Source organism: Tessaracoccus zhenghani, from assembly GCF_054552775.1.
Genome location: NZ_CM137275.1, coordinates 2,003,624 through 2,022,429 on the forward strand (window position 1 = coordinate 2,003,624; position 18,806 = coordinate 2,022,429).

The window sequence follows — 18,806 nt, forward strand, 5'->3', positions numbered from 1 at the left end:
TCGCCGAACTTTGAGAGCCCTTTGCCACACCCGATAAGCTGACCCCGCCACCAAGAACCCAAACCCGAGGGGAGCTCTGGCGTGCTCTATGCCCTGATCGCCGTCCATGCGATTCTGGGCGCCCTCACGCCCCTGATCGTGAAGCGGATGGGGGCCCGTGCCTACTTCATCCTGGCGCTCGCCCCGTTGGCCGCAGGCATCTGGCTGGTCTCCAAGGCGCCGCTGATCCTGGCGGGCCGCCCCTACGTCGAGGCCTACGGCTGGATCCCGGCGCTCGACATCGATCTCACGCTGCGCCTGGGCCTGCTCCAGTGGGTCCTGGCGATGATCGTCACCTGGATCGGTGTGGGCGTCCTGATCTACTCCCGCTGGTACTTCGAGGGCCTCACCAGCGGCCGGTCCGCCGCGGTGCTCACGCTCTTCGCCGGCACGATGCTGGGGCTGGTCACCGCGGACAACCTGGTGGTGCTCTACGTCTTCTGGGAACTGACCACGGTCTTCTCCTACCTGCTGATCGGCCACGACCCCACCCGCCGCGCCAACCGCGGCGCCGCGCACACCGCGCTGGTCGTGACCACCACCGGTGGCCTGGCCATGCTGATCGGCATCATCGCCCTCTGGAGCGCCTCCGGCACGTTCTCGCTCGAGCAGATCGTCGCCAACCCGCCGACGGGGGTCCTCGCCACGGCGGGCGCGCTCCTGATGCTGGTGGGTGCCCTGTCGAAGTCGGCGCTCGTGCCGTTCCACTTCTGGCTGCCGGGTGCGATGGCGGCGCCCACGCCCATCTCGGCCTACCTGCACGCCGCGGCCATGGTGAAGGCCGGCGTCTATCTGGTGGCCGTCCTCGCCCCCGCGTTCGCGACAGTACCGTTCTGGCGGCCGGCCGTGATGCTGCTGGGCACCCTCACGATGATCATGGGTGGCTGGCGCGCGCTGCGCCAAACAGACCTCAAGCTCCTGCTGGCCTACGGCACCGTCTCCCAGTTGGGCTTCATGGTGCTGCTGGCGGGCATCGGCACGGAGGCCGCCGCGCTGGCGGCCATCGGCACCGTGATCGCGCACGCGCTGTTCAAGTCCACGCTGTTCCTGTGCGTCGGCCTCATCGACCACTCCGCCGGCACCCGCGACATCCGCGAGCTCAGCGGTGTGGGGTACCGGGTGCCCTGGCTGGCGGTCCTCGCGGGCCTCGCGGCGCTCTCCATGGCTGGTATGCCGCCGTTGGTGGGCTTCCTCACGAAGGAGGCGGCGTTCGAGTCGATCGTCTACCTCGTCGTCGGCGACATCCAGGCGGTCACACCCCTGGCCGCGGCGGCGCTCGCCGTCGCGCTGGTGTTCGGCTCCGCCATCACCGTGGCCTATTCGCTGCGTTTCTGGTGGGGCGCCTTCGCCTCCAAGGACGGCGCCCCGGCGCTCAGCTGGCACCGTCCGGCCCTCGGCATGGCCGGCGTGCCGATGTTCCTGGGCGCGCTCAGCCTGGTGCTGGGCTTCCTCGGCCCCCAGCTCACCGACATCCTCACCCCCTACGCCGCCCAGGTCGGGCACGGGCAGCCCGGCCACGGCCTCGCGCTGTGGCACGGCGTCACGTGGCCGCTCGGCATGTCCGCGATCGCGGTGGCTGCCGGCGTGCTTCTCTTCGTCTTCCGCGAGCGGATCGCCGACATCCAGGGCACGTTCCCGACGACCACCACGTCGGAGGAGATCTTCCACCGCTCGATGCACGGTCTGGACCGGATCTCCGTCGAGGTCACCGCGCGCACCCAGCGCGGCTCGCTGTCGATCTACCTCGGCACCATCCTGCTGGTGATGGTCGCGCTCTCCACCTACGCCATGCTGCGCATCCGCATCTGGCCCACCTACCGGCTCTTCGACAGCTGGCCACAGCTCCTCGTCGCGGCCGTGATGGTGACCGCCGCGGCGTTGGCCGCCGCCTCCCGCGGGCGCATCCGCGCCGTCCTGCTCGTCGGCGTCACCGGCTATGGTCTGGCGCTGCTCTTCGCCATGGGCGGGGCGCCGGACCTGGCGCTCACCCAGGTCCTCGTCGAGACCGTCACGGTGGTGGTGTTCGTGCTCGTCGTGCGCAAGCTGCCGCGCTACTTCACCAACCGCCCGCTGAGCTCGACGCGCTGGTGGCGCGTGCTGATCGCGCTGGCCGTCGGCATCACGGTGACGCTCATCTCGCTGGTCGCCGTGGGCGCCCGCGTGGCGGAGCCAGTGTCGAAAGCCTGGTACGAGGCCGCCTACGAGTTCGGCTACGGCAAGAACATCGTCAACGTCGCGCTCGTCGACATCCGCGCCTGGGACACGCTCGGCGAGATCTCCGTGCTCGTCATCGCCGCCACCGGCGTCGCGTCCCTGATCTTCCTCCGCTCCCGCGTGGTGGGGATCACCTCGACGGCCCAGGCCTTCGAATCACGCGAGGACGAGCCGCAGGCGGACAGCTCTCCGGGCGTGTGGCTGCGCGCCGGCCAGACGCTGTCGCCGATGGTGCGCTCGCTGGTGTTCGAGGTCATCACGCGGATGCTGTTCGGCGTGATGATCGTGGTGTCGGTCTACCTGCTGCTCGCGGGCCACAACTGGCCCGGCGGCGGCTTCGCCGGCGGCCTGGTGGCGGGGATGGCGCTGATGACGCGCTACCTCGCCGCCGGCCGCCACGAACTGGACGAGGCCGCCCCGTTCGACGCCGGACGCCTGTTGGGCGGCGGGCTCATCCTCGCCCTGCTGGCCGCCATCACCCCCGCGTTCTTCGGCGGCAACATCCTGCAGAGCTACGACGCCCACCTCACCATCCCCCTGCTCGGCGAGCTCCACCTCGTGTCCTCGACGGTCTTCGACATCGGCGTGTACCTCGTCGTGGTCGGCATGCTGCTCGACGTGGCCCGCAGCCTCGGTTCCGGCATCGACCAGCACGCCTCCGAGGAGATCGCCCCCATGCCCATCCCGGATTCCACCAAGGCCATCCCCGGTTACGGAGAGCGCCGATGACAGCCAACCTCGTCCTGGCCATCACGGCCGGCGCCCTCGTCGCGGCAGGCGTGTACCTGCTGCTCGAGCGCTCCCTCACCCGCATCCTGCTGGGCGTCATGGTGGCCAGCAACGGCGTGAACCTGATGTTCCTGGTGGCGGCCGGCAAGCCGGCGCTGGCGCCCATCATCGGCCTCGGCGACTCCGGCGCCGACGGTGTCTCGGACCCGCTGCCCCAGGCGATGGTGCTCACGGCGATCGTCATCACCATGGCGGTGGCGGCGTTCGTGCTCACGCTCGCCTACCGCAGCTTCCAGCTGCACGGGCACGACGAGGTGGCAGACGACGTGGAGGATGCGCGCATCCGCCAGCTCGCGCTCGACGACGTCACCTCTGAGTCCTATGAGGACACCACGTTCTCCGACACCGGCGCGGACGTGGTGAGCGAATGATGCTGCACAACCTCCTCCCCCTACCCGTGTTGCTGGCCATCGGCGGCGCAGCCATTGCGCTGGCCCTCCCCCGTCGCCCCGGGCTCCAGCGCCTGGTGTCGATCGTCAGCCTGAGCGGCATCGTCGCTCTGGGCGCCCTGTTCATGTGGCTCACCCATGCCAACGGGCCCATGGCCCTCTGGCTGGGCGCGTGGGCCGAACCCCTGGGCATCTCGCTGGTGGTGGACCGGCTGAGCGCCCTCATGTTGTTCGTCGCCTCGGTGATCGCCCTGGGCGTGCTCCTCTTCGCCACCGGCCAGGACAGGGACGAGGTCAAGCGCGAGACCCCGGTCTCGATCTTCCACCCCACCTTCCTGCTGCTGATGGCGGGCGTGTCGAACGCGTTCCTGGCGGGTGACCTGTTCAACCTGTTCGTCGGCTTCGAGATGCTGCTGTTCGCGTCCTACGTGCTGCTGACGCTGGGTGGCACGTCGGACCGGGTCCGGGCGGGCACCACCTACGTCGTGGTGTCGCTGCTCAGTTCCTCGCTGTTCCTGATCTCGATCGCGGCCATCTACGCCGCCACGGGCACCGTCAACATGGCCCACCTCGCCGTCCGGCTGCGCGACCTCACGGAGCCGGTCCAGCTGCTGCTCGAGGTGCTGTTGATCGTGACGTTCGCCATCAAGGCGGCGGTCTTCCCGCTGTCGTCGTGGCTACCGGATTCCTATCCGACGGCGCCGGCCCCCGTCACCGCGGTGTTCGCCGGGTTGCTGACCAAGGTGGGCGTCTACGCCATCATCCGCACCGAAACCCTGCTGTTCCCCGCCGACACCGTCTACAACGTGCTGCTCGTGGCGTCCCTGCTGACCATGGTGCTGGGCATCCTCGGCGCCATCGCCCAGGTGGAGATCAAGCGAATGCTGTCCTTCACGCTGATCAGCCACATCGGCTACATGATCTTCGGCATCGCGCTGGGCACCGACGCGGGCCTGGCCGCCACCATCTTCTACACCGCGCACCACATCACCATCCAGGCCACGCTGTTCCTCGTGACGGGGCTGATCGAGCGGCGTGGCGGCACGTCGTCGCTCGACGGGCTGGGCGGCCTGCTGAAGGTCGCCCCCCTGCTGGCGGCCCTGTTCTTCATCCCCGCCATGAACCTCGGTGGCATCCCTCCGCTGTCGGGCTTCATCGGCAAGCTCGGCCTGCTCCAGGCGGCCGCCGAGGTGGGCACCCCGCTGGCCTGGACGGTGCTCGCCGGCGGCGTGCTGACCAGCCTGCTGACGTTGATGGCGATGGCCAAGGTCTGGAACCGGGCATTCTGGGGCGTCACCCCCGCCGAACAGCGCCGGGCGGATGCCGCGGCGCAGGACCTCGACCCCGACGAGATCGCCGACGAGGACACCCGCCCCATGCCCCCGCTACAGGTGGGCGCCACCATCGGGCTGATCCTGTTCAGCCTCGCCCTCACGGTGTTCGCCGGCCCGCTCTACGAGTACGCGCACGCCGCCGCAGCCGCGCTGCGCGACGGTTCCTACGTCCAAGCCGTGCTGCCGGGAGGTCTGCGATGATCGCCAGGTCCCGCGTGCCCCTGGCCGAGCGGCTCACGTTCCGGCCGCTGTCGGTGCTGTCCATGGCCACCGTCTGGGTGCTGCTCTGGGGCAGCGTCTCCCCCATGATCATCGTGTCCGGCCTCCTGCTGGGCTACGTGGTGGGCATCGTGCTCCCGCTCCCCCCTGTGTTCTGGAAGGGTCGCCTTCGGCCGGTGGGCATCCTGCGGTTGATCGGGCACCTGGTCTACGACCTGGTCGTGTCGTCCATCCGCGTGTTCCTGCTCGCGTTCCACCGGAAGGTCGACCTGCGCGCGGGCATCGTGCGGATCGACCTCATCACCGACAACGACCTCTATCAGGTGCAGGTGGCCGAGATGATCTCACTGGTGCCCGGCACCGTCGTCGTCGAAGTGGTGCGCAACCCGCGCCGCCTCTACCTGCACGCCATCCAGTTGCACGGCGACGACCCCATCGGGCGGGTGCAGAAGATGGCCGTCGACGTGGAGTCGCGGGTGGTGCGCGCCTTCGGTTCCCGCCGCGAGATAGAGGACTTCAACGCCGCGCTGCACCACCACCCGGCCCCCGACGCCCTCGACCTGGAGGTCGAACCATGATCCTGGCCACCAACATCATCCTGTCCGTCGCGGCCGTGCTGCTGACCGTGGCGGCGTTCATCGGCGTCAACCGGATCGCGGCGGGCCCTTCCCAGCTCGACCGCTCCGTCGCGGCAGACCTCATCGTCGCCGTGATGGTGGCCTCGCTCGGGCTGTGGGTGGTCTGGACGGACCTGTCCACCGAACTGATGGTGCTCGTCCTGCTCTCGATGCTGGGCTTCACCAGCGCCGTGTCCGTGGCGCGGATGGTGTCGGACAGGATGCTGCAGCGGCACCGCTACAACCGGCAGCGCAAGGAGCACACATCATGATCGATTCGGTTTTCGACCTGTTGGGGGCCCTCTCCATTCTGGTGGGCGCAGTCCTCTGCTTCGGCGCCGCAGTGGCCCTCGTGCGGTTCCCGGACCTGCTGGGCAGGATGCACGCCATCACGAAGCCGCAGGTGTTGGGCCTGCTGTTCGTGTCCGTCGGCATCGCGCTCAGCCTCCGGACGTGGTGGTCAGCTGGGCTGTGCCTGCTGATCATCACGCTTCAGTTGTTGACGGCGCCCGTGTCGGCGAGCCTGGTGTCGCGCTCGGCGTACCGCAGCGGCCTGACCGACGACACCGAACTCGTGGTGAACCACTTGGCCGAGGACCTTCAGGGCGCCGGCTTCCGCCACCTGGACTGAGACGGTTTCCTGGGCTCGCCGCCTGCGGGCCTGCGGGCCTACGGGCCTACGGGCCTACGGGCCTACGGGCCTACGGGCCTACGGCCAGTCCATCGTTTCCTGAGCCAGCGGGTTGCGGCTGGCCCAAGGACCCCCGATGCCGACACCTGCCCGCCCCTGACCGGCCATGTGATGACGGGAATTGTCAGAGGTCAGTGCTAGCACAAGTTGCGCCTGACAAGGCATTTTCCCTTGTTTTAGACCGTGCGTTCCCTTAGGCTAGTTCACATGAGCGAAGCGCGGGAACTGATGCAGCAGGGCATCGCTGCGCTCTGGGACGCCGCAGGCTCACTCCGAACTGATTCACCGGCCGCAGAACGGTTGGCCCACATGGTGCACACCGTCACCGAGGCCGAGGCCCAACTGGCCGGCCTGCGCCTTCACCTCCTCCATGAGGCCCGCCTCTCCGCCGCCGACGGCGTGGTGGAAGAGGTTCGCCAATCCGTGCGCACCACCACAGCCCAGGCCACCGCCTCGCTGAAACTCGCGCTGGATCTCGGGGAGCGGTTCCCGCTGATCGCCGCGGCGTTGAACGACGGGGAAATCTCCCTGGCGCAGGCCGAAGCGATCATCTCCGGGCTACGGAAGCTCCCCAACGCCGTGACGCGCGCAGAGGTAGAACTGTGCCAGCGCTCCGTCCTGGCGGAGGTCCACAACCTCGGCCCGGACGAGTTGCGGGAACTGGCCAGCCACGTGTTCCGGGTGATCGACCCCGACGGCGCCGAGGCCGAAGACAAGAAGAGACTCGACGCGCAAGACCGCGCTGCCCACCGCAACCGGTACCTCACCATCACCCCGGACCACCACGGCGCCTCCCGCTTCACCGGCCTGCTGCCCACCGCCCAGGTAGAACTGCTCGCCGCCCAACTGGACGCGGTGATGCCGCCGGCATCCTCGTACCGCGACTCGGATGAGCCGTCGGATCCGGCCGTCCGCCGCGCGGACGCGTTGATGATCCTGGTCCACACCGCTGCCGCCACCGGGAAGCTCCCCGCCCACGGCGGAGACCGGCCCCAGGTCCACATCACCGTCAACTACGACACCCTGCTCACCGGGCTGGGACGCGTCGACGTGCTCGGCGGCGCCAGCCTAGGCGGCCTATCCGCCGCCGACGCCAGACATTTGGCCTGCGACGCGGACCTGATCCCCGTCGTCCTCGGCACCAACTCACACCCCCTGGACGTCGGCCGCAAACACCGCCTGTTCCCCACCGGGATCCGCACCGCCCTCACCCTCCGCGACGGAGGCTGCGCATTCCCCGGCTGCGCCGCCAAACCACGGGCCTGCGAAGCCCACCACATCGTCCCCTGGTGGGCAGGCGGAGAATCGTCGATCACCAACGCAGTGCTGTTGTGTGCACACCACCACCGGCTGGTCGAACCAGACCCACACCAATCAGCCGGATCACAATGGCAGGTCCACCTCGACCCGGACACCGGAAAGCCGTGGTTCACCCCACCCCGGCATGTCGATCCGGCGCGAAGGCCGAGGCAACACCGCAGGCACCTCCTGCGCGAACACCTCGTCTCCTCGACCAAGGCACCACCCTGCCCAGACGAACCCGAGCCCCCTGACCTCAGCCGGCTCGAGGACCTGATCGCCCGCACCGCGGCCGTCTGGCAATCCGCTGCCCCTGAGGGCGTGGCCTGCCGGGCGTCGTCGAGATAGGGCCCCACCGAGACCACAGCTTGAACGGTGCCTCTACGGTGGGGGGTATGCAGCTTTCGGTACTCGACCTGATCAGCGTCCGCAGGGGCCAGACGACGGCGGACAGCCTCCGGGCCAGCCGGGAGATGGCCGAGACGGCGGACCGGCTGGGCTTCACCCGGTACTGGGTGGCCGAGCACCACAACACAGACTCGGTCGCATCCACCTCCCCCGCCGTCGAGCTGATGTACCTGGGGCAGGACACGCACCAGATCCGCCTCGGCTCCGGCGGCGTCATGCTGCCCAATCACGCCCCGTTGGCGGTGGCGGAGCAGTTCTCCCTGCTGACCGCCGTGTACGGCGACCGCATCGACCTGGGCATCGGCCGCGCGCCGGGCACGGACCCCATCACGTCGGCCGCCATCCGCGGGCAGCTGGGCGGGGGCCACTTCGTCGACGCCGACGGCCGCCCCGTCGATCCCGTGCGCGAGTTCCCCCGCAACGTCACCGACATCCTCACTCTCCTCAGCCCCGACGGTGCCGAGGTGCGGCTCCCCCACGGCCGCACCTACCAGCTCCGCGCCGCCCCGGACATCCAGCACTCCCCGCAGGTGTGGCTGCTGGGTTCCAGCGACTACTCGGCGCAACTCGCCGCTGCGCTCGGCCTGCCGTACGTGTTCGCGCACCACTTCAGCGGGCGCGGCACGCGGCAGGCGCTCGACCTGTACCGCGGCTCGTTCCAACCCACAGACAACGGTGAGGCACCGCGGACGTTCGTCACCGTCAACGTCTGCGTGGCCGAGACGGCCGACGAGGCCTGGGAACTCGTCGAGCCCCACCTCTACACGATGGCGAAGTTCTCCACCGGCGGCGGCCTGTCGCCTTCGCCGTTCGTCGGCGCCGACGTCAAGCGGTTGCTGACCGACGACCTGCGCCGCGCCGCCCAGCCCACCCTCGACACGTGGGCGGTGGGCGACCCCGACGAGGTCGCCCACCAGTTGCGCGAGACCGCGGCGGAGTTCGGCGTGGACGAGATCATGGTGCACCCCGTCCAGGGCGCCTACGAGGGCGACGCCGCAGACCGCTGGCCGGCGAAGGTGCGCGGCTTCGAACTGTTGGCGGAGGCTCTCCTCGACAGTTGAGCCGTCTGGGCCGCTCGGCCGCGATAGAGTCGCTGGTATACCAACACCGTTCTCGCGCATCCGAAAGGCACTGACATGTTGATCGGCATCGTTCTGGGCTCTGTCCGCAAGGGCCGCAAGGGCACATCCGTCGCTGACTGGATCATGGGCCTCGCCGCGGAGCGCACCGACGCCGAGTTCGTGCTCATCGACCTGGCCGGCTACGACCTGCCGGTGCTCACCGACGAGGTGGAGCCCTTCGATTACGCGGGCAAGTACCCCGACGCCAACGTCCAGGCGTGGGCCGACGCGCTCGCCGCCTGTGACGGCTACGTGTGGCTGACCCCGGAGTACAACCACGGCGTTCCGGGCGGCTTCAAGAACGGCGTCGACCACCTCGGCATGGAGATGGCGTTCAAGCCGGTGGCGTTCGTCTCCTACGGCTTCGAGGGCGGGGTGCGCGCCGTCGAGGCGTGGCGGCCCATCCTCGCGGCGCTGCACCTGTGGGGGCTGCGCAACCAGGTGTCGCTCAACAACGCCACGGAATTCGACGGAAACCAGGTCCGCCCCGACGCCCACCGGCCCGGGCAGCTGCAGCACCTGCTGGACGCCGTCGTGCTGGCCGCCGCGAAGCTCCTACGCTGACGCTGTAGACCCGCCCCATTCCAACAAACGAATCGCGATAAGGTGGTCCCCGTGACCAAAAGTGTTTATATTGCCTCGTCGGAGCGGCTGGTCAGTAAGTCGTCCATCGCCCTGGGCGTGATCGACCTGTTCGCTCGCCAGGTGCGCTCGGTGGGCGTCTTCCGCCCGCTCGTGCACTCCCTCGACGCTGACGCAGTGACCCAGGCCCTCCTTTCGCCGAAGGGCGTCAACCAGTCGCTGGAGTCCGCCGTGGGCGTGACCTACGCCGATTACGCCGCGGATCCGGACCAGGCGATCGACACCATCGTCGCGAAGTACAGCGAGCTGTCGGAGAACCGCGACGCCGTGGTCATCGTCGGTTCGGACTACGACGACTTCGAGTCGGCCCTGGAGCTGGACCACAACGCCGTCATCGCCGCCAACCTCAACTCGCCCGTGATCTTCGTGGCACGCGCCAAGGACCGCTCGGCCGAGCAGGTCCAGCGGATGACCGAGTCCGCCGTCGACGCGTTCGAGTCGCGGCACAACACCGTCATCGCGCTGATCGCGACGCATGCGGACGAGGGCCGGGAGGCCGAGGTCGCCGATGCACTGCACAGGGTCCGTGAAACCGTGGTCGCCGTGCTGCCGGACAGCCCCGTGCTGCGCGCCCCCTCCGTCGGAGCCCAGTTCGCCGCCGTCGGAGCCACCCAGTGGCTGGGGCAGAGCGAGTTCCTGGCGCACGAGTCGCTGCACACCATCGTGGGCGGCATGACGCTGCCCAACCTGCTGCCCTACCTGAAGCGTGAATCCACCGTCATCATGCCGGCGGACCGCCTCGACCTGCTCCCCGGCCTCGTGATGGCGCACCGCTCGCCGCACTACGGCCCGCTGTCGGCGATGGTGCTGACCGGCGGTTTCGAGATCCCGGAATCGGTGTCGAAGCTGTTCACGGATTCGACGATCGACCTGCCCATCGCGGTCACCAAGGGCGACACCTTCTCCACCGCCGTGAAGCTGCAGGGCGTGCGCGGCACGTCCACCAGCTCCCCCCGCAAGATCGAGGTGTCGCGGGCGCTGTTCTCGCAGTACGTCGACGAGAGTGCGCTGCTGGAGAAGATCGACCTCACCACCACGGACATCCGCACGCCCACCATGTTCGAGTTCCAGATCATGCAGATGGCCCGGGCCAACAAGCAGCGCATCGTGCTGCCGGAGGCCACGGACGACCGCATCCTCGAGGCCGCGGACATCGTGCTGCAGCGCTCCGTCGCAGACATCATCCTGCTGGGCGACGTGGCGCGCATCAGCCAGCGCGCCTCGGAGCTGGGCCTCAACCTCTCCGACGCCACCGTCGTCAACCCGGAGGACCCGGAGCTGGTCGAGCAGTTCGCGGCGGAATACGCCAGGCTGCGCGCCCACAAGGGCGTCACCATCGAGCAGGCCCGCCAGCGGATCACGGACCCGTCCTACTTCGCCACCATGATGGTCCACCTGGACATGGCCGACGGCATGGTGTCGGGCGCGATCAACACCACCGCCGCCACCATCCGGCCGTCGCTGGAGTTCATCAAGACCAAGCCTGAGGTCTCCGTCGTGTCGGGTTCGTTCCTGATGTGCATGAGCAACCGCGTGTTGGTCTACGCCGACTGCGCCGTCAACCCGGATCCCACCCCCGAGCAGCTGGCGGACATCGCCATCACCTCGGCCGCCACCGCCGCGAACTTCGGCATCGAGCCCCGCGTGGCCCTGCTGTCGTACTCGACGGGCGACTCGGGTTCCGGCGCAGACGTCGACAAGGTGCGCAAGGCCACCCGCCTGGTGCGCGAGCGCGCGCCGCAGCTGAAGGTCGAGGGCCCCATCCAGTTCGACGCCGCCGTCGACGAGGTGGTCGCCGCCAAGAAGATGCCCAACTCGGAGGTCGCGGGGCGTGCCACCGTGTTCATCTTCCCGGACCTCAACACGGGCAACAACACCTACAAGGCCGTGCAGCGCACCTCCGGCGCCATCGCCATCGGCCCCGTGCTGCAGGGCCTCCGCAAGCCGGTCAACGACCTGTCGCGCGGAGCCCTCGTGGACGACATCGTGTCGACCATCACCATCACCGCCATCCAGGCCCAGACCAACTGAGCCAGGAGCCGACGCGGCAGGGTCCCCACCCTGCCGCGTCGTTCATCACAACCCCCAATAAAGGAAGCGCCATGAGCCAGCCGATCCTCCTGCTCAACTGCGGATCGTCGTCGATCAAGTACCAGCTACTCGATCCGGGGGTGGGCTCGCCGCAGGCGGTCGGCATCGTGCAGCGCATCGGTCTTGAGGTCGGCACCATCACCCACGAGGTGGGCGATGAGGAGTACCACGAGGCCCGCCCGTTCGCGGACCACACCGAGGCAGTGGCCGCCGTCGTGAAGATGTTCACGGACCACGGGCCCAGCCTCGACGACGTGGTGGCCGTGGGTCACCGCACGGTGCACGGTGGCGCCACCTTCATCGAGTCGGTGCTGATCGACGACAGCGTCATCGACAAGCTCGTGGAACTGTCGGACCTGGCGCCGCTGCACAACCCACCCGGCATCGCCGGCATCAATGCCGCCAAGGAGGTCCTGCCGGACGTCCCGCACGTGGCCATCTTCGACACGGCGTTCTTCTCCACCCTCCCGGCCGAGGCCTACACCTACGCCATCGACTACGACACCGCGCAGCGCCTGGGCGTGCGCCGCTACGGCTTCCACGGCACCTCGCACAGCTACGTGTCGAAGAAGGCCGCGGAGTTCCTGGGCAAGCCCATCGAAGACCTCAAGACCATCGTCTGCCACCTCGGCAACGGCGCCTCGATCTCCGCCGTCGACGGCGGGGTCGCCATCGACACCTCCATGGGCCTCACCCCGCTGGAGGGCCTCGTCATGGGCACCCGTTCCGGCGACGTCGACCCCGGTCTGCACAAGTACCTGGTGCGCAGCGGCATGACCATCGACGAGGTGGACAACCTGCTCAACAAGAAGTCCGGCATGGGCGGCCTCTGCGGCTTCACCGACATGCGCGACGTGCAGACGGCCATCCTGGAGGGCGACGAGCGCGCGCAGCTGGCGCTCGACGTCTATGTGCACCGTCTCATCAGCTACATCGGCTCCTACATCGCCGTGCTGGGCGGGGTCGACGCCCTGGTGTTCACCGCCGGTGTCGGCGAGAACGCGGCGCACGTGCGTCGCCCCGTGATCGAGCGCCTGAAGAACCTGGGCTTCGAACTCGACCAGGCCGCCAACGACGCCCGGTCGAAGGAGCCGCGTGAGATCTCCACGGCTGAGTCCAAGGTCCGCGTGCTGGTGATCCCGACCAACGAGGAACTGGCCATGGCGCAGGAGACCCTCGAGGTCATCTCCCGCTGAGCGAAGCCCTTCAGGGGGTGGTGTCGCGCACACCGGGCCGAACGGTCCGCGTCTGCGCGAGATCGCCCCCTGAAGCATTTCCAGCCCCCTTTTTGTAGCTCTCCGACAACCCCGGGCCCCGCCGTTGTGGGATTACCACGAACCCCGCTCAGCAACGCCAGACACGCTTCGCGAGCCCCACCCCCAGTGGCGTACCTTTGACCTCATGGCTTCAGCTTTGATCACGGGTGGCACTTCCGGCATCGGTCTCGCGTTCGCGCAGGAGTTGGCCAGGCGTGGCACCAACCTGATCCTGGTGGCCCGCGACACCGCCCGCCTCGAGGCCGTCGCGGCCGAGTTGAACGGCCAGTTCGGCGTCGAGGTCGAGACGATTCAGGCGGATCTGTCAGAGCGGGCCGACATGCTGCGCATCGGTGAGCGGCTCGAGGACCTCAGCCGCCCCGTCGACATCCTGATCAACAACGCCGGGTTCGGCCTCCACTCCACGTCGCTGAACCCCGACGAGGTGGAACTCAACACCAACGCCATCGAGGTCATGTGCGTGGCGGTGTTCATCCTCAGCGGCTCCGCCGCCCGCGCCATGAAGACCCGAGGGCACGGCCAGATCATTACGGTGGCGTCCTCGTCGTCGTCGATCTTCTCCGGCAACTACTCCGCCATCAAGGCCTGGGCGCGCACGTTCTCGAACTCCCTGGCCCTGGAGCTGAGCGGCACCGGCGTCACCGCCACCGCGCTGCTCCCCGGCTGGGTCAAGACGGAGTTCCACCAGCGGGCCGGCATCAACGCTTCCAAGCTGCCAGGCATCGTGTGGATCGACGCGGACAAGCTCGTGCGCACCGCCCTCGACGACTCCGCCAAGGGCCGCTTCGAGTCGGTGCCGGACTGGAAGTGGAAGACCGCCATGTTCCTCGCGGACCACGGGCCGCGCGCCTTCACCCGCTGGTTCTCGAAGAAGCTGTCCGCCTCGAGGAAGCACTGACGTGGCAGCCGAACTCGAATCGGGCAACTCGCGCTACACCTCCAAGGTGCAGGCGACGACGCGCCAGACCGCCCAGATGCTGGTGCTCAAGCCCGCGCTGATGCGACTGCTGCGGGTCCATGTGCACGGCGCCAGCAACCTCGACACCCTCGACGGCGCCTTCATCGTGTTCGGCAACCACTCCTCCCACCTCGACGCCCCACTCATCCTGGCCTCGCTGCCCACCCGCCTCTCGAAGCGCGTCGCCACCGGGGCGGCGGGCGACTTCTTCTTCGGCAACTGGTTCAAGTCCATGTCGATGGCGCTGTTCATGAACGGCTTCCCGATCGACCGCGGCAAGGGCGGCAAGGGCAGGCGCGGCATGTCCGGCCAGCTATTGTCCGACGGCATCCCGTTGCTGCTGTTTCCCGAGGGCACGCGTTCCCGCACCGGCGCGATGGGCAAGTACGTCCCCGGCGTCGCGTCGCTGTGCATTTCGCGCGGCGTGCCGGCGCTGCCGGTGGCCCTCGTCGGCGCCTTCGAGGCCTGGCCGTCGAAGCAGAAGCACCTCCCCAAGGGCCGGCCCGAGGTGCACGTCGTGTTCGGACGGCCCATGACGCCGCGGCCCGGCGAGATCGCCCACGAATTCAACGAGCGGATGCGCCGCCAGGTGCTGGAGCTCCATGACACGACCGCGCGCGCTTACGGTAAGAAGACGCTCGCGGAGTATGAGCGTAATGTGGCGCTCGAACGCGCACAGGAGACGGAAATCGCGACTCTGGCTGAACATGCCCGGGAGCAGGCCGACAAGCAGGAGGATCCTCAATGATCGAGGGCGTCAAGCAGCAGAAGTGGTGGGGCTGGGGCGAAGAAGGCCATAGCTTCGGCTACAAGGACAAGCCGAAGTTCGCACCCTTCGTCATGAACCGGGTCGGCGTCGACATCGACGAACCCGTCAAACCCGTCCCGCCCTTCTCCTCCCTCGAGGTGCCGGCCTCCCAGCTCTCAGAGTCGCTGCGCACGAGCCTCGTCGCCATCCTGGGCGAGAAGTACGTGCAGACCGACGACGAGACCCGCGTCGTCCACGCGTTCGGCAAGGGTGTGCGTGACCTGGTGCGCGTGCGCCGCGGCCAGCTCGGCCGCGTACCCGACGTGGTGCTCTACCCCGGCACCCAGCGTGAGGTCGAAAGGCTCGTGGACGCCGTCGTCGACGCCGACGCCGTGCTGATCCCGTTCGGCGGCGGCTCCAACATCGTGGCCGCCCTGGAGGCCATGCCCGGTGAGTCGCGGCAGGTCGTCTCGGTCAACCTCGGCCGGATGAACAAGGTGCTGGAGATCGACGAGGTCTCGGGCCTTGCGCACATCCAGGCCGGCGTCTTCGGCCCCGACATGGAGGACCAGCTCCAGGCTCGCGGCTGGACGCTGGGGCACCACCCCGATTCGTTCGTGTGGTCCACGCTCGGCGGGTGGATCGCCACCCGCTCGTCGGGCATGCAGTCCGACAAGTACGGCGACATCGCCGACATCACCCGCGGCCTCACCATGGTGATGCCCGGCCAGGTGCTGACGCTGCGCCCCCTCCCGTCCACCTCGTCCGGCCCGTCCGTGCGCGAGATGGTGCTGGGCTCCGAGGGTCGCCTGGGCGTCATCACGTCCGCGTGGGTCAACGTGCACCGCGTGCCGGAGGTGCGCGAGATCCAGGCCTACTTCTACGCCACCTACGCCGACGGCCTCAAGGCCTGCCGCGAGATCGTCGAATCCGACGCGGAGGTCATGATGGCCCGCGTCTCGGATGCTCTCGAAACCGAATACATCATGGCCAACGGCAAGAAGGGCAGCAAGGTCTCGTCGCTGGTCAGCAAGGGCATCAAGAAGCTGATGGAACAGAAGGGCTGGGACCTCAGCCAGATCGCCATGAGCTTCGTGGGCTTCGAGGGCTCGGCCAGCCACGTGCGCTACCTGAAGGGCATCGTCGGAAAGATCGTGCGCAACAACGGCGGCATGGGCGTCGGCAAGGGCCCGGGCGCGCTGTACGACCAGAAGAAGTACGACACCCCCTACCTGCGCGACTTCATGCTGGACCACGGCCTGGTCTGCGACGTCTCCGAGACGACGACCCCCTGGGCCTTCGCGGAGCAAATCCACACCAACGCCACGGACGCCTTCTACCAGGTGATGGACGACCTGGGCCTGCGGGGCGTCGTGTTCTGCCACCTCAGCCACTCGTACCACTCGGGCGCGTGCCAGTACTTCACCTTCGCCATCAACGACGACTCCGAGAGCAATCTCGTGACCTACGACCTGGCCAAGCGCGCCATCCAGCAGGCGTTCATGGACAACCACGGCACGGTGTCGCACCACCACGGCGTCGGTGAGGAGCACAGCCCCTGGATGGAGCAGGACATCTCCCCCGCGGGCGTGTTCATCCAGAGCAAGCTGTTCGACGGCGTGGATCCGGGCCGCAACTTCAACCCGGGCAAGATCGTCCACGAGGGCGCGCCGGGCATTTCGACGAACTCAGCAGACCACGTCGGCTGACGCCTGCCGGGGCCACGTGGCCTACTCGGTGTCGTCCAGAGACCTGAGGAAGGCCTCGGCCTGAGCGCCCAGCTCATCGGCCGAGGGCACGTCCTTGGGCTCCGCCTGGTGGCCCAGCGCCCGCACGACCCGGTCGTGTTGCTCCTCGAGCGACTCCACCAGTTCGCGCAGGTCGTCGTCCGCGGCCATGCCCTCACCCAGCCGGGCGGCCACGTGGACCGCCTTCGTCTCCAGCGTCGACGTCGGCAGGTTGAGCTGGGCGTGCACTCCCAGCGAGTCGAGCAGCGCGACGGCGGCCGCGGGGAAGTCTGTCTCCGCCAGGTACGGCGGGATGTGGGCCGCCAGGCCCACCGACGCCACGTCGGCCTCACCGAGCCGGACGTTCAGCAGCGCCGGCAGTGAGGCGCCCATGCGCATGGTGCCGAAGATGGGCTGGTGGCCGGGGATCAGGTCCGGGCTTGTGGCGAAGCGCGACAGCGACACGGGGCGCGTGTGCGGCACCGCCATGGGCACTCCCTGGAGCGTGATCACCTGCGCCACGTCGAAGGTGTCGGCGAGGTGGACGACGGCGGCGGCCATCCGCTCCCACTGGTACGACGGCTCCGGGCCGTTCAACAGCAGGAACGGGGCACCGTCGGTGTCCAGCACATGGTGGAGGGTGATCTCGGGGCGCTCGTAGTCCGTGAAGTGGTCGCGCTCGAACGTGATGGGCGGCCGACGGCTGGCGTAGTCCAGCAGCTGGTCCGCGTCGAAGCGCGCCAGCACGTGGTTGGGCAACGTCTCCAGCAGGTGCTCGTCCACGAGTCGCTGCACGTGTCCGGCGTCCACGAAGGCGCCGAGCGTCACCACCATCGCCTTGGCGTGGATCGTGCGTGGGTCGACGTGCGACTCGAACTGGTACAGGGCTGCTGGGTCCAACATGAATACATCCTCCTCACACATTCAAACACCGATACTGCCCTGGGTATTCCCAGGCACGTCCGCGCGTGGGTTCACCTACAATCGGGGCCATGCTGTCCGTCTTGTCGCCGGCGAAGTCGCTGGATTTCGAAAGCCCGCTGCCCACGAAGAAGCACTCCGAACCACGCCTCATCGGGCAGTCGGACGGGTTGATCGAAATCATGCGCACCAAATCCCCGGCGGACATCTCGCAGCTCATGCACATCTCCGACGACCTGGCCCACCTCAACGCCACGCGGTACCAGGACTTCACCAGCGAACACACCGCGAAGAACGCCCGGCCCGCCATCCTCGCCTTCAACGGCGATGTCTACCAGGGCCTCCAGGCGCACACGTTCGACGCCCGCGACTTCACCGAGGCGCAGAAGTCGCTGCGCATCCTCTCCGGGCTCTACGGGCTGCTGCGGCCGATGGACCTCATCCAGCCGCACCGCCTCGAGATGGGCACCCGGCTCGCCTCCGCTCGGGGGCAGTCGCTGTACGACTGGTGGGGCAGTCAGGTCACGGACCTCCTGCACCGCGACCTGGACGCCTCCCCCGGTGCCGACGTCCTCATCAACCTGGCCAGCACGGAGTACTTCAAGGTGCTCGACGGCGAACGCCTGGGCGCCAGGATCATCTCGCCGCGCTTCGAGGACCGCGACAAGGACGGCGAGCCCCGCATCGTCAGCTTCTACGCCAAGCGGGCCCGTGGCACGATGGCCGCGTGGCTGGTGAAGGAGCGGGTGCGCACGCCCTCCAAGCTGCTGGATTTCAACCGCGACGGCTACGAGTACGACGAGGCCCGCTCGACGAAGGACCAGCCGGTCTTCGTGCGTTGAGTTCGCTCCATGCCCAGCGTCAGGGCATCGAGGCGAACAGGGAGATGAAGAACAGGATGTACAGCACCCAGAACACGACGCCCAGACCCATCAGCACGATCCAGATGATGCTGAACACCTTGCCAAGCATGTACCCGGTCTTGAGGTTGCCGTCCCACGGGAACGGCGCGCCGGCCTCGATCTCCTTCTTGGCCTGTCCCCCCAGGTACCAGGCGACGAAGGACACGACACCGGTGAAGATGCCCACGATGCCCAGGATGAAGACCATCTGCGTCTGCGGGTGTTCGGGGCGCGCCCCAGGGCGCCGCATAGGGCCCCGGCCCTTGCGCGTAGGGCGAGGGTGCATAGTGTCCCGGCTGCACATAGGGAGCGGGTTGGCCATAGGGAGCGGGTTGGCCATAGGGCGCCGGCTGCCCGTACGGCTGGGGCTGGGGCTGGACCGGGGGCTGGCCCCACGGTGCGGGCGACGATGCGCCCCGG

Annotated in this window: 17 protein-coding genes; 15 read left to right on the plus strand and 2 right to left on the minus strand. The window is 68.4% G+C overall.

Going from position 1 to position 18,806, the window contains the following annotated elements:
* Nucleotides 1-81 precede the first annotated feature (81 nt).
* From ACX1DX_RS09540 to ACX1DX_RS09605, 14 genes are all read left to right on the plus strand, one after another.
* Nucleotides 82-2,982, plus strand: coding sequence for a Na+/H+ antiporter subunit A (locus tag ACX1DX_RS09540; RefSeq protein ID WP_459396411.1), 2,901 nt, complete (start codon nt 82-84; stop codon nt 2,980-2,982).
* Nucleotides 2,979-3,413: a Na(+)/H(+) antiporter subunit C gene (locus ACX1DX_RS09545; protein WP_182763244.1), complete on the plus strand. Its 435-nt coding sequence runs from the start codon at nt 2,979-2,981 to the stop codon at nt 3,411-3,413. Before ACX1DX_RS09540 ends, ACX1DX_RS09545 begins: the two co-directional genes overlap by 4 nt.
* Nucleotides 3,410-4,966 carry a Na+/H+ antiporter subunit D gene (locus ACX1DX_RS09550; RefSeq protein WP_459396412.1) on the plus strand — a complete coding sequence of 519 codons (1,557 nt, stop codon included), beginning with the start codon at nt 3,410-3,412 and terminating at the stop codon, nt 4,964-4,966. Before ACX1DX_RS09545 ends, ACX1DX_RS09550 begins: the two co-directional genes overlap by 4 nt.
* Nucleotides 4,963-5,562, plus strand: a complete 600-nt coding sequence (locus ACX1DX_RS09555) for a Na+/H+ antiporter subunit E (protein ID WP_182763242.1) — start codon at nt 4,963-4,965, stop codon at nt 5,560-5,562. Before ACX1DX_RS09550 ends, ACX1DX_RS09555 begins: the two co-directional genes overlap by 4 nt.
* Nucleotides 5,559-5,873, plus strand: a complete 315-nt coding sequence (locus ACX1DX_RS09560) for a monovalent cation/H+ antiporter complex subunit F (protein WP_459396413.1) — start codon at nt 5,559-5,561, stop codon at nt 5,871-5,873. Before ACX1DX_RS09555 ends, ACX1DX_RS09560 begins: the two co-directional genes overlap by 4 nt.
* Complete coding sequence (gene mnhG / locus ACX1DX_RS09565; protein ID WP_459396414.1) at nt 5,870-6,232, plus strand: monovalent cation/H(+) antiporter subunit G; 363 nt, start codon at nt 5,870-5,872, stop codon at nt 6,230-6,232. Before ACX1DX_RS09560 ends, mnhG begins: the two co-directional genes overlap by 4 nt.
* Nucleotides 6,233-6,499: 267 nt before the next feature.
* Nucleotides 6,500-7,939 (plus strand): HNH endonuclease signature motif containing protein, encoded by a 1,440-nt coding sequence (locus tag ACX1DX_RS09570; protein ID WP_459396415.1) that lies wholly within the window; start codon nt 6,500-6,502, stop codon nt 7,937-7,939.
* A 47-nt stretch (nt 7,940-7,986) separates the two neighbouring features.
* Nucleotides 7,987-9,060, plus strand: coding sequence for an LLM class flavin-dependent oxidoreductase (locus ACX1DX_RS09575; RefSeq protein ID WP_459396416.1), 1,074 nt, complete (start codon nt 7,987-7,989; stop codon nt 9,058-9,060).
* 75 nt (nt 9,061-9,135) lie between these two features.
* The gene (locus tag ACX1DX_RS09580; protein ID WP_459396417.1) at nt 9,136-9,684 is read left to right on the plus strand and encodes an NADPH-dependent FMN reductase; all 549 of its coding nucleotides are present in this window, start codon (nt 9,136-9,138) and stop codon (nt 9,682-9,684) included.
* Between the two features lie 51 nt (nt 9,685-9,735).
* Complete coding sequence (gene pta / locus ACX1DX_RS09585; RefSeq protein WP_459396418.1) at nt 9,736-11,793, plus strand: phosphate acetyltransferase; 2,058 nt, start codon at nt 9,736-9,738, stop codon at nt 11,791-11,793.
* Nucleotides 11,794-11,864: 71 nt separating this feature from the next.
* Nucleotides 11,865-13,049, plus strand: a complete 1,185-nt coding sequence (locus tag ACX1DX_RS09590) for an acetate kinase (RefSeq protein ID WP_459396419.1) — start codon at nt 11,865-11,867, stop codon at nt 13,047-13,049.
* A 205-nt stretch (nt 13,050-13,254) separates the two neighbouring features.
* Nucleotides 13,255-14,028, plus strand: a complete 774-nt coding sequence (locus tag ACX1DX_RS09595; RefSeq protein WP_459396420.1) for an SDR family NAD(P)-dependent oxidoreductase — start codon at nt 13,255-13,257, stop codon at nt 14,026-14,028.
* A 1-nt stretch (nt 14,029) separates the two neighbouring features.
* Nucleotides 14,030-14,836, plus strand: a complete 807-nt coding sequence (locus ACX1DX_RS09600) for a lysophospholipid acyltransferase family protein (RefSeq protein ID WP_459396421.1) — start codon at nt 14,030-14,032, stop codon at nt 14,834-14,836.
* Complete coding sequence (locus ACX1DX_RS09605; RefSeq protein ID WP_182766696.1) at nt 14,833-16,545, plus strand: FAD-binding oxidoreductase; 1,713 nt, start codon at nt 14,833-14,835, stop codon at nt 16,543-16,545. The genes ACX1DX_RS09600 and ACX1DX_RS09605 overlap by 4 nt, the downstream gene beginning before the upstream one ends.
* Before the next feature lie 21 nt (nt 16,546-16,566).
* Here the strand turns inward: ACX1DX_RS09605 and ACX1DX_RS09610 are convergent, their stop codons facing one another.
* A complete protein-coding gene (locus ACX1DX_RS09610; RefSeq protein WP_459396422.1) occupies nt 16,567-17,466 on the minus strand; it encodes a PAC2 family protein in 900 nt (299 codons plus the stop codon).
* Nucleotides 17,467-17,555: 89 nt separating this feature from the next.
* Here ACX1DX_RS09610 and yaaA point away from each other — a divergent pair, with 89 nt between their 5' ends.
* Complete coding sequence (gene yaaA / locus ACX1DX_RS09615) at nt 17,556-18,326, plus strand: peroxide stress protein YaaA (protein ID WP_459396423.1); 771 nt, start codon at nt 17,556-17,558, stop codon at nt 18,324-18,326.
* Between the two features lie 19 nt (nt 18,327-18,345).
* Here yaaA and ACX1DX_RS09620 read toward each other — a convergent pair whose 3' ends face one another.
* Complete coding sequence (locus tag ACX1DX_RS09620) at nt 18,346-18,636, minus strand: hypothetical protein (RefSeq protein WP_459396424.1); 291 nt, start codon at nt 18,634-18,636, stop codon at nt 18,346-18,348.
* Nucleotides 18,637-18,806: the final 170 nt, after the last annotated feature.